Here is a 15,666-nt window from a genome sequence, read left to right on the forward strand (position 1 = left end):
TCCTAAATATCTAAATTATTCATTCGAATCGATAAAGCGTGATTTTCAATAAATTCACGTCTTGGAGGCACCTCTTCCCCCATTAGCATGGTAAAGATGTGATCAGCCTCTACAGCATCTTTTAAAGAAACTCGAACAAGAGTTCTTTGTTCAGGATTCATAGTAGTATCCCATAGCTGATCAGCATTCATCTCTCCAAGTCCCTTATATCGCTGGATTTCAATTCCTTTTCTTCCAAGACCTTTCAGGTGGTCTATCACTTCCTTCAAAGTATAACAGACGTAAGCAGGGGTTTTGGGGTCCTCCGTAACAATCGTAATACCCGATTCTTTTGGATGAAGATAATGGCGCATAGCACAACCATAATCACTCAAATTGTGCTGAAGCTCCTCAAGAACAGAAGACTTATATAGCTCTACAATTCGTGTAGAGGCCTCTTCATTGTCTGCAATGACAGCTTCTTTCTCTTCTTGCGAATACAGATAAGATCCACCTTGTTTGCCGCTTTCTGGAGGATAGTAATACAAGGGATACATTCCATCTCGATACATATCCAGGAACTCAGAAAAAGGAATAGCTTTTTTCTCCAAAGCAAGAATAAAGCTCTCTATCTCTAAAATCTGGTTAACAAAAGTTTCTAAAGCCTCCCCTTCTAATTCTCTTGCCGTATCATCAAAAATTAGTCGGCTTTCTTTGGTTCCCAATTTTAGCAGGTAACCATCCATTTCTTTCTCTGAAAGAATATAACGAGAATCTTTTTTCTTACTTACGCGGTATAATGGAGGTTGAGCGATATAAACACATTCATTCTCTATTAAAGCGGACATATGTCTATAAAAGAACGTTAACAATAAAGTCCGAATATGTGAGCCATCAACGTCAGCGTCTGTCATGATAATAATGCGTTTATAACGCAACTTGCTGAAATTAAAATTATCTTTTCCAATTCCGCATCCCAACGCAGCTATAATGCTTCCAATTTCTTGGTTTTGGAAAATTTTTTGCAGACGCGCCTTTTCAACATTTAAAATTTTACCTCGAATGGGAAGAATGGCCTGAAATCGTCGATCACGCCCTTGTTTAGCTGATCCCCCCGCAGAATCCCCCTCAACAATGTACATTTCACATTTTTCGGGATCTTTTTCCAAGCAGTCGATTAACTTCCCTGGCAAACGAGCACTATCTAACGCGCTCTTTCGAAGAGTCAACTCTCTAGCTCTTTTAGCGGCTTCCCTAGCTTGCGCTGCAACAAAAACTTTGTCTACGATAGTTTTGGCTATTTGAGGATTTTCTTCGAAAAATGTAGTCAGCACTTCCCCACTAATTTGTTGAGCTACAGATCCTACATCACTATTGCCTAATTTCTGCTTTGTCTGCCCTTCGAACTGAGGATTAGGGACTTTGACCGAGACTATTGCCACCAGTCCTTCCTTAATATCTTCTCCAGTCAGAGCTAACTTGTCACTTTTAGCTAAATTATGCGACTTGATATAGGAATTCACCGCCCTTGTGAGAGCTGTAGAAAATCCTGTTAAATGCGTCCCTCCTTGCCGCGTGGGAATGTTGTTGGCGTAAGAATAAATCAATTCAGAATAACCAGAGTTCCACTGCAAAGCAGCTTCAAACTCTATATCTCCATCATCCCCAGGCTTAGATCCTTGAATATAAATAGGATTGGGGAAAAGGCTTTCTTTATTTTGATTCAAATAGCTGACAAAGGATTGAATTCCTCCTTCGTAAAAGAAAACGACTTTATCAAAACCTGCGTCCCGATCATCTTCAAAAATGATGGTCACCCCTCGGTTCAGAAACGCTAACTCTCGTAAACGTTTCATTAAAATCGCTCGATCAAAAACGCACGTGGAAAATATAGCGGGATCCGGATAAAAAAGAATCTCCGTTCCGCGCTTATCCGTAGAACCTAATACCTGTAATGAAGTTAACGGAGCTCCTCTTGAGAACTCCATGCTATAAGCTTTGCCATCTTTAAATACGTTAGCAACAAATCTTTCAGACAAAGCATTCACGCAGGAAACTCCTACTCCGTGCAAGCCTCCAGAAACCTTGTAGCTATCTTTGTCAAACTTTCCTCCAGCATGCAATACTGTAAGAACAACTTCTAAAGCAGAAATTTCGCGCCCTTGCTTGGCTGATTCTTTTTCATGAATCTGAACAGGGATTCCTCGACCATTATCTGAGACAGAGATTCCGCCATCTTCCAATATGCGAACAACGATCTCCGTACAAAACCCCGCCATTGCCTCGTCGATACTGTTATCTACCACTTCATAAACCAAGTGATGCAATCCAGTAACGCCTGTATCTCCAATGTACATTCCAGGACGCTCACGAACGGCTTGTAATCCTTCTAAAACGGTAATGGCAGATGCATCGTATTTCTTTTCTTGTGCGTCCATAACTATCCTAATAAAAAGCGTATCTCTTTAACCTTGGCACCGGGAACCGCTGAATGAATTCGGGATATCAACTCTTTTTGGGAGCTCTGTTTTAGTACAGCGTACAAAGAAGCGTTGCGGACTTTTACCGACAAAACCCCATCCTTAAGCCCCACAGCCTGAGTCATGCCATTATACTTCTTTCCTAGAATTTCATACCACGCCTCTATGACTTCTTGAGGTCTACCCGCAAGAATTTTTCGCAAATGAACCACATGATCGCGGAGGAAATATTTAGCTTGTTTAATAGGAGAATCTGTTCGACTTAATTTTTTGCGTTGAAAATTGGGAATTTTTTGAGAATAAAAAGACACAAAGCTCCTTCAATATGTGCAAGCGCACTTCTCTCGCAGCAAGCCTAGAAAGAAGGCACTTATACTTGTTGCGAACTAAAAAAGTCAAAACATTAACGTTAAGTTCCAAAAGTCCGAAACTTTTAAATCGAGATTTTTAGCCAGACCGTTTGCTTATAAATTTTGTGAATCTCCTGGCAACAATTTGCAGCAAACTCCGTCTAAACGAACCATCTCCCCCACTCGTCCTAAGATGAAAAGCTCATCCCAAACACGCACAAAAATTTGATCGGGGCTTACCCCCTCCACGAATGTTGTTTCACCTTTAGAGTCACGTTCTCCAACCTTAATAAGTTCGACCACACGATCACCTACGGTGATATATTTTGGCTTGTAAAAAGAATCCGATCCTTGTCGTAAGACAATGGGGCGCTGTTGTCGCACATCTTCCAGACCTGATAGCGGAGGCACAGGCTCGCAGACACAAGAAGCTTGTTCCATAAGAGGTTTTGTTTCTTCTTCTTGAATAGAAAGCATTTCCAACTGTTCTTGCTTCGCCTGAAGCTTGTGCGTTGAACCTCTTTGTACACGACAAATATCTATAGCCGCAAACAAGAGACCCATCGCTAACAAAACTCCTCCAACGATCAATGTTCCTAAACAGACAGACAAGGCGCCGCTAATAGTAGCGGCAGCACACGCCCCGATAGTCGCTAAAATAACTCCTAAAAAAACTAAAATATACGAGACAATCTTGCCAGCCGAGAGCGCCTCTTGCATTCGACTCTCTGTTTCCCAAAATGACGCATTTTGAAGAACGCAAACAGCACTCATAATCCGCCTCTTTTTCTTTTTCCCAAAAAGATCAGAAGGATTTTATACTCAACTTAAATATAAAGACAATTTCACTCTGTGAAACTTTGCCCAGAAACAACTTCGTCGTCAATATAACTCCAACGAAAACAAGCACAAACGTTAAAGCTGTTTTTATATTTGATCAGCTAAAATTTTTTCTCGAATTTCTCTCATAACCTGTTGCATGTGGTGCATATTGTGAATAGAGGCCCAAATTCCCGCATTTGGCTCGTGCACCTTAAACAAATGCCTCAAATAAGCTCTAGATATGCCCTGCGAACACGCAAGGCATGAGCATCCAGGTTCTATAGGATTTAGATCAGAAGCATATCGCTGATTATGGATTTTTAAAGGTCCTTGTGATGTCAACATCATGCCGTGCCGAGCAGCTTTGGTTGGATAAGAGCTATCAAAAGAATCGATCCCAAAACCAACCGTTGCCCAAATAGAGGGAAGATCTCCTATTCCCAGCAAATGTCTCGGTCTCTCCGGGCAAAGATTCGCTGTAGTTACATCAACCACACCAACAATATCCTGAAGACTCTTCCCAAGGCTGCCACCAATAGCAGAGCCATCAAAAGGAAGGCTTTCCACAAACTGACACCCCAATTTTCTTTGATCTGGGAGAATTCCTCCATGAATAACCCCATACATAGATTGATAGCCAGGGTTTTTTAGGTGATAATCCAAAGATCTTTTTTCCCAAGCGTACGTGCGCAAAGACGATTGATGAAAATATGTGGGATCTGTGTGGAAGGGCAGCAATTCATCTAAAGGAATAATGATGTCCGCCCCAAGATTTTTTTGTGCCTGCACAGAGACTTCGGGGGACAAAAACAGCTTACGCCCATCACGATAAGATTTAAACCAAACCCCTTCATCATCAATTTTAATAATGCCAGAGTCCCCTTTCTTCTTCCCGCAGCTTTTAATTTCTTCAGCTACAGACCCATAAGACAAACTAAAAATTTGAAATCCACCGGAATCTGTAATGATAGGAGCATTTCTTCCAATAAACTGATGCAAACCGCCCATGGCAGCAATCGCTTCTGTGCCGGGGTGAACGATAAGGTGGTATGTGTTGCAAAACATAAGAGGAATATTCTTGTGGTCGAGCACTCCTTTTAGTGCCCCGTTTGTAGCCACGGGAACAAAAGCTGGGGTATCAATACATCCATGCGCGGTTTCTATTCGCCCCACCCGAGCTCTAGATTTTTTTGATTGGTGTAAAATCTCAAATCGCAAAGCCACAAACCAGCTCCTCTTCTAAATCAATTCTAAAATGCCCAAAAATTCACGAACCATTCTAAAGAGCTATAAAGAAAAGACATAGCAAAAAAAGCCCAAAGAGAACTTTTGTTTTCAGACTATTGGAAAAACAAAGCGTTTAAAGTGCCTGTAATCAAAAGAAAAATAACCATGGACATTATATCGTTAAGAGCGGTAACGATTGGACCGGAAGCTAAAGCCGGATCCACGCCAATTTTTGCAAAAAAGAAAGGTGAAAGAACGCCCAGCGTCGTTGCAGTCAACGAAGCCCCCAGTATGCCCACAGATACCGTGACCCCCAACTGCACCCCTCCTGTAGAAAATAACCCTAACCCCAGACATCCCATACAACAAACGACCAGTCCGCAAAGAATGCCCAACGCGACACCCGTCAACAACCCGATACTCATTTCTTTGAGAATCGTCTCTCTTCGTCTTCCAAAGGAAAGAGTCCCCGTTGCCATGCTGCGAACCAGTATCGTACTACACTGTACCCCGACATTCCCAGAAAGCCCATTAACCAGAGGGATAAAGAAGATCACCATTGCTAAAAGCGCTGGTGCAATTTTTTGAAAATAAGCCATCACAGAAGCGCTGACAAGTCCCGCGCATAAAGTGATAAGCAACCATGGGGCCCGTAATAAAAATCTTTGCACAACATGACAATCATGATATCCGACATCTTCTGTTGTACCCGCCATTCTTGCAATGGTCTCATCAGCGATGTCCTCTATTGTTTCAACTACGTCTTCGTAAGTAATAGCTCCAATCAAAAAATTCTCTTCGTCCACTACAGGGAGGACCGCAACTTTATACCGTTCTACAAGATCTACAACCTCTTCTCTTGTAGCGTCTGCCAACACCTTGTGCTCTATAGGACGCATGATCTGTTTTAAAGGCATCTCAGGAGAAGCTATGATCAAGCTTCTATCTGTCACAAACCCTTGCAATTCTCCTTTAAAATCTAAAACAAACACGAGTCTGGTTAGATCAACCCCGGGGTTATTTCGTATGCAAGTCGCCACTTCTTTAACAGTTGTTTCCATTAAAAAAGCAAAGAACTCATTCGTCATTAACCGCCCAGCGGTATTCCTGCCATGCTTTTGCAAATCGCGGATTTTCAGAGCTTTTTTAACGTCTATTAAATCTAAAATTCTTCGATATCGCCGATCAGGAATATCATCCAAAACCCAGATAGCTTCATCAGGAGGCATCTGCTCTATAAGCGCACAAATCTCCCCATCTGACAAATTACGAAAGATCGCCCACCGCGAAGCAGAGTCCGTGTTAATAATAAAAGCTATTTTAGACGCCACACTATCGAGGCTTTTGTAAAGAATAGAACGAGAATCGGAGGGAAGACAAGACACTGCATAAGCCAGGTCTATAGGATTATACGCACTTACTATGGATGTAAGATCCTGCGAATGCTCCCCAGCCGTTAAGGTATCAAAAGCTTCCTCTAGCTTAAAACTCAATTCGTCATCAAGATGACTAGTTTTAGAGTCCATGAGGTTGCCGGAAGTTAGCGAGATATCTATTTTTTCTTCATTTTTATTTTGCTCTCCCACGCCCCTCTCCGTTCTTATATAAAGAATTTTAAAAGTCGCTCTCGCGGCACATCTGGCCCAAAATTTTAAACCAGCCCCGACATCTTAAACATCTACAAGAGATCTTTTACAAAATCGACAAAAAACCTCTCGTTATTAAAAAAACGTTTTATAGATGGCCGTAATTCTGACAGTAACTCAAAACAATTTTGCCGCTAATTTCGTTTCTTCTGACGAAAGAAAACAAAGGAATTCGTGCAAACGCTCTCCGCGCCTTCCCCCCTTTATTCCGATCATTATGATGAAGATTTTACTGTAGATCTGCAAGCAAAATCGCTTTGTCTGCTAAAAACTCTAGCAGTTTATGCCGCTAAGGCAACCTTCCCGGAGCCGCCCCGTACAAAAACGATGTTAAAAGCTCTTTACTTTCAGGGAAAGCTTGCACGGAAGGCCTCGCTCCAGAAACAATCTTTCCGTTTTTCAAAAGAAAAAGTCTTACGGGTTGAAAACATCCCAACAAATACCAAGCATGCTGTCCTAATCCAGAGCGAGTTCCTCCGCCTTCCAACAGATAATTCTTTTCTAAAAAGATCCCCCAAACTCCTCGCGAACGAATCACATCACTGTTCCAATCTCGCTCCACGCTAGCTAAGACCACTCTTCCCGACAACGGATTTAGCAGTCCATACAAACTCGCCAAGTAACAAGCTGCTCCATAAAAAGGAGCTTTTATAGCTTGCAATAAAGAGCGGGCCATTTCCCGAATTATATCAGAACAAACGAATCGTTCTTCAGGAGGCACGTCTCTTTGATGAAACTGATACACCATCTGGAAGACTATATAGAAAGGAATAACAAAAAAACGAAACAGGTTATACAACATTCTCGCTACAGAAACCACGGGAAGCAAAATACCCGCGACAAAACAAATGATAGTTCGAGAATCTATAGGTGGATATGTGTAGACGGGAGCAATTCCTGAACCTTGTTTATCTAAAAGTGAGATATCCATATACGTATCCTGATCTCGAATAAATCGGATGAACTCTCCTTCTTTCTCACATACGATGACACGCTCCCAATTTCGAGACATAAAAGGTCGTATCTTTTTCCCGTATAAAACATCCGTCTTATAGGCGAGCTTGCAAAGAACCGCCATTCCTCCTCCTAACAAGATAAGTGGCGCCACAATCGCAACCAACATTTTAGGGAAGGTCAACAGTCCCGCATTGGCCAAATAGGCCAACCGACAACAGATTCCTCCCAAAACAACAAGCACGCCCACAATGACGCAAACAAGCCGAGTTAAAGAGGGTTTATAAAACGAATTCGGCAAGCTACACCCCGTTATACGTCTTTGTGTAGCTCCCCAAGAAGAGAAGGCTGGGAAAGAATTTTCTGTTACCGGACGCAATCGAGCCTCGGCGGGAGGAAGATTCAGAAACGAAGAAACCATGTCGATCTTAACCTCCTAAAAATCACTTCTTTGACAAAGAGACTTCTAATCTCGAACGTTAAACAAAATTTTATCAATTAAAAAATGTTTTGCTTTCGATACCCACCTAACGACGAAGCCCTATACTGGTTTAATAAAACCCGAACAGTTATAATGTTTTTTCTTTTTTCTCCAACTAAAAGATTTCACTTTAAATAATCGAACTTTAAAAGTTGTATGCAGATAACAATAGTTAATCCTAGTTCGCGCAATCCCGCTTCCTTTAACGAAGGACTGTTCTCGCATAGCACATTGAATACCAATTCTTCTTTTGACTACCTAAAAATCTTGATTCCGTTTGTAACAGGAAGCTTTTGCCTATTGTTTGGAGCCTTGATTTTAGCCGGAGTCGTCACCGGGCTTCCCTTGCTGGCTGCAAGCTGCTTTCTCTCTCTTGGAGTCACTTTAGTGGCTGGAGCAGGACTATGTATGGTATTTAGGCCCCCCTTCTTCTCTATATATCAACCAAGAAAATCTGATTTACATATTTCTTATTACTAACGTCTTGTCTGATTAACAAGCTCATGGTACGATCCTCTCCTTCCAAAACTGTTCTTCTTTTCTTTAAGTTTTTGCCATGTTGACTCTAGGCCTAGAAAGCTCTTGTGATGAAACCTCCTGCGCTCTCGTCAAAGATGGGAAAATTCTTGCCAACCGGGTAGCGTCTCAGGATATTCATGCGTTTTATGGAGGTGTAATCCCCGAGTTAGCTTCCCGCTCACATCTACAAGTTTTTCCTAAACTTTTGACCGCAGCGGTTCAAGATGTCGGAATCTCCCTAGAAGACGTTGAATTAATCGCTGTGGCCAATACTCCTGGCCTTATCGGCGCCCTGTCTGTTGGCGTCAATTTTGCAAAAGGGCTCTCTAGCGGATTAAAGAAGCCCCTTATAGGCGTTAATCATGTAGAAGCCCATTTATATGCAGCCTGCATGGAAACCTCGTCTATTCGCTTCCCAGCTTTAGGTCTTGCCGTTTCAGGAGCACACACCTCTTTATTTTTGATGCCCAACGCAACAACCTTTCTCCTAATAGGCAAGACTCGAGATGATGCTATCGGAGAAACATTTGATAAAGTGGCTCGTTTTCTTGGTCTCCCCTATCCTGGAGGACAAAAGTTAGAAGAATTAGCTCAAAAAGGTGATGCCGAAGCATTTCCTTTTTCACCAGCTAAAGTTCCTGGAAACGATCTCTCTTTCAGCGGGTTGAAGACAGCTGTATTATATGCTCTGAAGGGCAACAATAGCTCCGCCAAACCTCCGTTTCCGGAGATCTCTGAGGCTCAAAAACAAAACATTGCTGCATCTTTTCAAAAAGCAGCTTTTATGACGATTGCTCAAAAACTTCCTAATATTGTAAAAGCGTTTTCTTGCAAGTCTTTGATTGTTGGTGGGGGCGTAGCAAATAATCGCTTCTTCCGCAGCTTGCTGAATCAAACGTGCTCTTTGCCTACGTATTTCCCTTCTTCGCAGTTGTGCTCTGACAATGCTGCCATGATAGCGGGATTAGGAGAAAGATTATTTTGCTGCCAAACACATACTTCTAAAGAGGTTATTCCATGCGCAAGATATCAGTGGGAATCTGCTTGCTTCTCGCACTAGCGACAGCTGGCTGCTCTAACTCCTCACGCAAAACGAATCCCTCTGCCCATAATCAGACAATATCTGTAAGCATAAAGGATGATCCTCGTACACTTGATCCTCGAGAAGTACGTCTTCTTTCCGATATCAACCTAATTCACCACCTTTATGAAGGGCTTGTTCAGGAGACTCCTTCCGGAGAAGTCTTCCCTGCTTTAGCAGAAAGTTTTTTCTTATCAGAAGATAAAAAAACGTATACTTTTCATTTAAAAAAAGCTCATTGGAGTAACGGAGACCCTGTTACGGCCCACGATTTTGTGCGGTCATGGAATGACATCTTACAGAACCGCATTGCAAGTATTTACTCCTTTGCTTTTTTGCCCATCGATCTAAGTGATGGCCCGGGATTTTTAGCTAAAGATGATCGCACTCTTGTTATTCATTTGCATACCCCAACTCCCCACTTTCTGAAACTGCTTACCCTCCCGGCGTTTTATCCCGTACATTGTGAGCACCAAATGCGGAGCGAAGCAAAAGCTTTGCCCATATCTACAGGAGCCTTTTGCTTAAAAGAAAAAAAGGATCGTCAATGGCTTAAATTGGAAAAAAATCCTTACTATTATAATAAGGAGCAAGTAGCCATCCAGGAAATCCGCATACATGTAATTCCTGATCCACAGACAGCTTCAGCCTTATTCAATCAAGGAAAATTGGACTGGCAAGGCCTGCCTTGGGGGCATAGCATTCCCCAAGAAGCTTTAGCAATGGCAAATAAGCGCCGCGCTCCGCAATCATTTGATATATCCGGCACCTCTTGGCTTACGTTTAACACTTCCAAAGCCCCTTTTTGCCACCCCAAAATAAGACAGGCTTTAAGTCTTGTCTTAAACAAAGAAGCTCTCGCTTCTCCAACCTTTGTCAAGCCTGCAAAACATTTGCTACCTAACCATCTACACTCTTATCCAGAGCAACCTTCTTATAAGCAGCAAGAAGCCATTGCCTTGGCTAAAACTCTGTTACAAGAGGCTTTAGCGGAACTGAATATGACTGTAAAAGATTTAGAAAAATGCCCACTGATCTTTTCAGCAACATCTACTGTAAACTCACAAATAGCTCAAATGATGCGTGATCAGTGGCGAAGAACTTTGGGAATTATGTTTCCTATTTGTGGGAAAGAGTATGCTCTATTACAAAATGATTTAAATACTAACGCCTTCTTTATGTCTATAGGCGGCTGGTTTGCAGATTTTTCCGATCCGCTAGCCTTTTTATCCGTCTTTTCCTCTAAAGGGGTTAAGCCTTATGCCTTAGAAGACCCTCAGTTCGATCAACTCATTCTGTCTATAGAAACAGAGAGAGATCCTCTAAAACGAGATGCTCTCATTTCTGAAGCGTCTCTATATTTAGAAAAACAAAATGTCATAGAACCTCTCTATCACGATGTTTTTCATTATACCGCAAATAATAAACTTTCTTTTGTTAGACTACACCCTTCGGGCGTGGTTGATATGCGGTATGCAAAAAACTTTTAATAGTTGTTTTTACTCCGTGCGCAGAAAAGATCCTCTCTTTAAAATGCAGAAAGGCTTCTGCTGGAAAATTGCATTTTTATTCCAGACAGGAACACCTTTTTAGCAGAAAGCTCTCATATTGAAATCAACCAGCCGTGATCAAACACGAAACAAGACACAAAGGAATCTGCTATGTTCAGGTACATAAAGAGGCGTCTGTTTTTTAATTTGATTTCTTTATGGGTAGTGGTCACCTTAACGTTTTTTATCATTAGAACGATCCCTGGAGACCCTTTTAATGATGAAAACGGAAATATCTTGTCTGCAGAAACCTTGGCAATATTAAAAAACCGCTACGGATTAGACAAGCCTTTATTTACCCAGTACCTCATCTATCTGAAATGTTTGCTAACGCTAGATTTCGGAGAATCTCTTATTTATAAAGATCGTACTGTTATCGGTATTATTACTTCTGCACTTCCAGCTTCCGCTATTCTTGGATTCGAAAGTCTCTGTTTAGCTCTTTTTGGAGGAGTTGCTCTGGGAGTTCTTGCAGCCTTTTACAGAAGAGGTTGCGGTCGCGCGATATTCTTCTCTTCCGTCATTCAAATATCTGTTCCCGCTTTTGTTGTTGGAGCTTTTTTACAGTACGTCTTTGCTATAAAATACTCCTGTCTACCCATAGCATGTTGGGGAGAATTCTCTCACACCCTACTTCCCTCCATCGCCTTAGCAATCACCCCTATGGCGTTCATCACTCAACTCACTTACGCTTCAGTCTCTGCAACTTTAAAAAAAGATTATGTTTTATTGGCTTATGCTAAAGGATTGTCTCCTTTTAAAGTATTAATAAAACATATTTTGCCCTATGCCTTGTTTCCTATCATTTCATACTCCGCATTCCTTATAACGACTTTAATGACAGGCACCTTTTCTATAGAAAATCTTTTCTGTATTCCCGGCCTAGGGAAATGGTTCATTTGTAGCATTAAACAACGCGATTATCCTATAACTTTGGGTCTTTCTGTCTTCTACGGAGCGTTTTTCATGTTATCTTCTCTTTTTTGCGATCTCCTCCAAGCATGGATAGACCCGCAAATTCGTTATTCCTATGGGGAAAAACGCTCCGAATAATAAATTAAAAAAAGGATTTCTAAAAACCGCATGTCTCAATCTAGCTCGTTCCGTAGTTGGCATTATATCCGCACGAATAAAATGTTGCTGCTAGGCTGCATGGTTTTAACTATTTTAGTTTTGGCCGCCGCATTTCTTCCCTGCCTCTATCCTGACTATGAACGGACTGCTCCTGACTACGCTCTGCAGGCTCCGAGTACATTATTTCCCTTTGGAACAGACAATTTAGGGCGCTGCATGCTAGCTCGAACTCTTCAAGGAATTCGCCTTTCTTTATTGATAGCTGTGTCCGCCACCATTATCGATGTGTGTTTTGGATTGCTGTGGGCCACTATAGCCCTCGCCTGTGGAAAAAAGGTTGCTAATTTTATGAGCCGAGTGACTGAAATCCTGTTTTCTGTCCCAAGGATTCCTGTGATCATTCTTTTATTAGTGATCTTCAATCATGGCATTCTTCCACTCATTTTAGCCATGACAATCACTGGCTGGATCCCTATAGCTCGTATTATTTATGGCCAATTTTTACTATTAGAAAACAAAGAGTTTGTTCTATCTGCACGCGCCTTACAGGCGTCTACTTTTCATATTTTAAGAAAGCATTTACTTCCAAATACTCTAGGCCCAATCATTTCTACTTTAATTTTTACCATCCCCAATGCGGTATACACAGAAGCCTTTATCAGTTTTTTAGGACTAGGAATCCAACCCCCTTATGCTAGCCTAGGAACCCTTGTAAAAGAAGGCATTCATTCTTTAGACTATCATCCTTGGCTGTTCTTTGTGCCTTCATTTTTCATGGTTATTGTTTCTGTAAGTTTTAACTGTATTGGGGAAGGGCTACGAACAAACTTGTTAGAGGAAAATACGTTTGTCTAAAACTTTATTGAAAATTGAAAATTTAGTTGTCTCGGTAAAAGGATCGAATCAACGACTAGTAAATCATTTATCTCTAACTATCAATCGACGCCAAAGTCTGGCGCTTGTAGGAGAAAACGGTTCTGGGAAGACAACTGTTTCTAAAGCTGTGCTCGGCTTTTTACCAGATAACTGTTGTATTCAGTCGGGACAAATTTTCTATTCCGGAACAGATATTACTCACTTATCCCGAAAAGAATTTCAACAGATCCGAGGAAAAAAAATAGCGACGATTTTCCAAAATGCGATGGGGACCCTTACGCCATCTATGCGTGTAGGAACTCAAATTGTAGAAACTTTACGCCATCATTTTGTTTTATCTAAAGAAGAGGCCTTGGCTAGAGCTCGAGAACTTCTTGTCAGCGTGCATATCGAATCGCCCGATCGCTGTTTACAACAATATCCCTTTGAACTAAGCGGTGGTATGTGCCAACGAGTCAGCATTGCAATAGCTCTGGCAACAAAGCCAGAACTAATTATTGCTGATGAACCCTCAACAGCATTGGATTCTATATCTCAAGCTCAGGTGCTTCGTGTGTTAAAGCAAATTCACCAAAACAATGCTACAGCTTTATTGCTTATCACCCACAATTTAGCTTTAGTATCTGAGCTTTGCGAAGAAATGGCTATTATACGTCATGGAGAAATCGTTGAACAAGGCCCTGTACAGCAACTGTTACACGCTCCAACCCATCCCTATACCCAGCAGTTAATTCGTGCTATTCCTAAAATTCCTAGTTTTTATAATCCCGAGCCTCCAAAAATTTTTGCAACAACAGCCCATTAATCTTTTAATTAGTTATGTCTAAGCTCGTCACAATTAAAAACCTCTCTCTCTCTATTCGACAACAGACGATTCTAAAAAACATCCACCTAGAACTGCATCGCGGAGAATGCCTAACGGTTGTCGGAGCAAGTGGATCTGGAAAAACCTCTCTAGCCTTAACAATTCTAGGGCTCTTATCCCCGAATTCCCCAGAAGCTATAACCTTTCACCTCCCGCCAAAAACTCCAAGAGCTAAAGCTGTCCAAATGATCTGGCAAGATGTGTATAGCAGCTTGAATCCTATGATGACTGTTCAAGAAATTATCGCAGAACCTCTATACATCATGGGAGGACTCTCTAAAAGCCAACAACAAGAAGAAATTGCTCATGCGCTAAGACTAGTCAATCTTCCTAAATCTTTTTTATCTCTACGCCCTAATAAATTAAGTGGTGGCCAACGTCAACGCGTGGCAATAGCGAAAGCTTTGGTTTGCAAACCCGAACTCATTATCTGTGACGAACCTTTATCCGCTTTAGATACTATGAATCAAGGTCTTATTCTTGATTTATTCCAAACAATAAAGGAGCAATACAATAATGCTTTTTTGTTCATCACCCACGATATGTCCGCCGCCTACACTTTAGCAGACAAAATTGCTGTTATGGACCGCGGATCTCTAGTAGAAAGTGCTCCCAAACAAAAAATTTTTTCCTCTCCAGAACATATAAAAACTCGAGAGCTTCTTGATGCTATTCCGTCATTTACTTTCGCTTTTTGATTATCTATTGTTATTCGGAAGCTCTTTGTTAATGCTTTTTTTTGCCATAAATCTATAATAGCATCGCACGCTCTCGAACTGTTGTCTTTTGCGTGCTACCTAATACGGTTTGATTTGCCTTATCTGCTTAGATGCTGAGCGTTGCGACTGTCACTTTGCAGCGTCTGCTCGTTTTCTGAAGGGATCCTTCTTCCAAGAAACCAGAAGGTTTCGCTTAATACAGAGTCATTGACAGAAGATTTTTGGCATGTTACGACCAAAAAACAACTGGCTATTCACGAATCCTCAGAATTGGAGTACTTCTGACGATGGAAATCTCCCATATTTTGGAAGACCTCGTTTATGATAACGGTGTTCTTCCTAGAGAAGCTATAGAAGCTGCGATCGTCAAGCACAACCAAATTACTCCCTACCTTCTCAAAATTTTGGAAGAAGCCATTGATCACGTGTCCGACATCGTCGATGATGACTGCTACCAAGGGCATCTTTATGCTATGTATCTTTTAGCTCAATTCAGAGAAACCCGCGCCCTTCCCCTTATTATTAAGTTATTCTCTTTCGAGCAAGACATTCCTCATGCGATTGCTGGAGACGTACTTACAGAAGATCTTTCTCGTATCTTAGCCAGCGTTTGTGATGATGTTTCTCTTATCCAAGAGCTCATCGAAACTCCTCGTGTAAATCCTTATGTGCAAGCTGCCGCCATCTCGAGTTTGGTCACACTTGTTGGCACCAAAAAACTTTCTAGAGAAGCTGCTATTCGTTATTTTGGAGAACTACTCAATTATCGCCTAGAAAAACGCCCTTCTTTTGCTTGGGACAACCTCATAGCCTCCATTTGCGCTCTTTATCCAAAAGAGCTGTTTTATCCCATTAGTAAAGCTTTTTCAGCTGGTTTGGTCGATACATCTTTTATTAGTATGGAAGATGTAGAAACAATTATTCATGAAGAATCTATAGACTCTTGTTTACAGGAAGTGTTTGCCTCCACGGATCTCATCAATGATACATTAGAAGAGATGGAGAAATGGTTAGAAAGATTTCCTTTTGAGTCATAGTAGTTA

Annotated in this window: 14 protein-coding genes; 8 read left to right on the forward strand and 6 right to left on the reverse strand. The window is 41.5% G+C overall.

The window, feature by feature from the left end:
- Nucleotides 1-2 precede the first annotated feature (2 nt).
- The 6 genes from gyrB to B6E89_RS01060 form a co-directional block, all read right to left on the reverse strand.
- A complete protein-coding gene (gene gyrB, locus B6E89_RS01035; RefSeq protein WP_035405839.1) occupies nt 3-2,417 on the reverse strand; it encodes a DNA topoisomerase (ATP-hydrolyzing) subunit B in 2,415 nt (804 codons plus the stop codon).
- A gap of 2 nt (nt 2,418-2,419) precedes the next feature.
- Nucleotides 2,420-2,770, reverse strand: coding sequence for a DciA family protein (locus B6E89_RS01040; protein ID WP_051581856.1), 351 nt, complete (start codon nt 2,768-2,770; stop codon nt 2,420-2,422).
- A 153-nt stretch (nt 2,771-2,923) separates the two neighbouring features.
- The gene (locus B6E89_RS01045) at nt 2,924-3,583 is read right to left on the reverse strand and encodes a phage holin family protein (RefSeq protein ID WP_035405840.1); all 660 of its coding nucleotides are present in this window, start codon (nt 3,581-3,583) and stop codon (nt 2,924-2,926) included.
- A gap of 153 nt (nt 3,584-3,736) precedes the next feature.
- Nucleotides 3,737-4,855: a tRNA guanosine(34) transglycosylase Tgt gene (gene tgt, locus B6E89_RS01050; protein ID WP_080121249.1), complete on the reverse strand. Its 1,119-nt coding sequence runs from the start codon at nt 4,853-4,855 to the stop codon at nt 3,737-3,739.
- Nucleotides 4,856-4,971: 116 nt separating this feature from the next.
- Nucleotides 4,972-6,384: a magnesium transporter gene (gene mgtE / locus B6E89_RS01055; protein ID WP_035406259.1), complete on the reverse strand. Its 1,413-nt coding sequence runs from the start codon at nt 6,382-6,384 to the stop codon at nt 4,972-4,974.
- A gap of 409 nt (nt 6,385-6,793) precedes the next feature.
- Nucleotides 6,794-7,879, reverse strand: coding sequence for a hypothetical protein (locus tag B6E89_RS01060; protein WP_080132918.1), 1,086 nt, complete (start codon nt 7,877-7,879; stop codon nt 6,794-6,796).
- A gap of 216 nt (nt 7,880-8,095) precedes the next feature.
- Here B6E89_RS01060 and B6E89_RS01065 point away from each other — a divergent pair, with 216 nt between their 5' ends.
- The 8 genes from B6E89_RS01065 to B6E89_RS01100 all read left to right on the forward strand — a co-directional run bounded on the left by B6E89_RS01065 (nt 8,096) and on the right by B6E89_RS01100 (nt 15,660).
- On the forward strand, nt 8,096-8,419 hold the full coding sequence (locus B6E89_RS01065; protein WP_099156064.1) for a hypothetical protein: 324 nt from the start codon (nt 8,096-8,098) through the stop codon (nt 8,417-8,419).
- Nucleotides 8,420-8,495: 76 nt separating this feature from the next.
- Nucleotides 8,496-9,518 (forward strand): tRNA (adenosine(37)-N6)-threonylcarbamoyltransferase complex transferase subunit TsaD, encoded by a 1,023-nt coding sequence (gene tsaD, locus B6E89_RS01070; protein WP_080125431.1) that lies wholly within the window; start codon nt 8,496-8,498, stop codon nt 9,516-9,518.
- Nucleotides 9,476-11,029 carry a peptide ABC transporter substrate-binding protein gene (locus B6E89_RS01075; RefSeq protein ID WP_035405851.1) on the forward strand — a complete coding sequence of 518 codons (1,554 nt, stop codon included), beginning with the start codon at nt 9,476-9,478 and terminating at the stop codon, nt 11,027-11,029. Before tsaD ends, B6E89_RS01075 begins: the two co-directional genes overlap by 43 nt.
- Nucleotides 11,030-11,200: 171 nt before the next feature.
- A complete protein-coding gene (locus B6E89_RS01080; protein ID WP_035405853.1) occupies nt 11,201-12,142 on the forward strand; it encodes an ABC transporter permease in 942 nt (313 codons plus the stop codon).
- A 30-nt stretch (nt 12,143-12,172) separates the two neighbouring features.
- Nucleotides 12,173-13,018 carry an ABC transporter permease gene (locus B6E89_RS01085; protein WP_080132919.1) on the forward strand — a complete coding sequence of 282 codons (846 nt, stop codon included), beginning with the start codon at nt 12,173-12,175 and terminating at the stop codon, nt 13,016-13,018.
- Nucleotides 13,011-13,844: an ABC transporter ATP-binding protein gene (locus B6E89_RS01090; protein ID WP_080132920.1), complete on the forward strand. Its 834-nt coding sequence runs from the start codon at nt 13,011-13,013 to the stop codon at nt 13,842-13,844. The genes B6E89_RS01085 and B6E89_RS01090 overlap by 8 nt, the downstream gene beginning before the upstream one ends.
- 14 nt (nt 13,845-13,858) lie before the next feature.
- Nucleotides 13,859-14,602, forward strand: coding sequence for an ABC transporter ATP-binding protein (locus B6E89_RS01095; protein WP_080132921.1), 744 nt, complete (start codon nt 13,859-13,861; stop codon nt 14,600-14,602).
- 302 nt (nt 14,603-14,904) lie between these two features.
- Nucleotides 14,905-15,660 carry a DUF1186 domain-containing protein gene (locus B6E89_RS01100; protein ID WP_162533500.1) on the forward strand — a complete coding sequence of 252 codons (756 nt, stop codon included), beginning with the start codon at nt 14,905-14,907 and terminating at the stop codon, nt 15,658-15,660.
- Nucleotides 15,661-15,666 lie beyond the last annotated feature (6 nt).

It is taken from the genome of Chlamydia suis, from assembly GCF_900169085.1.
Classification (GTDB): domain Bacteria; phylum Chlamydiota; class Chlamydiia; order Chlamydiales; family Chlamydiaceae; genus Chlamydia; species Chlamydia suis.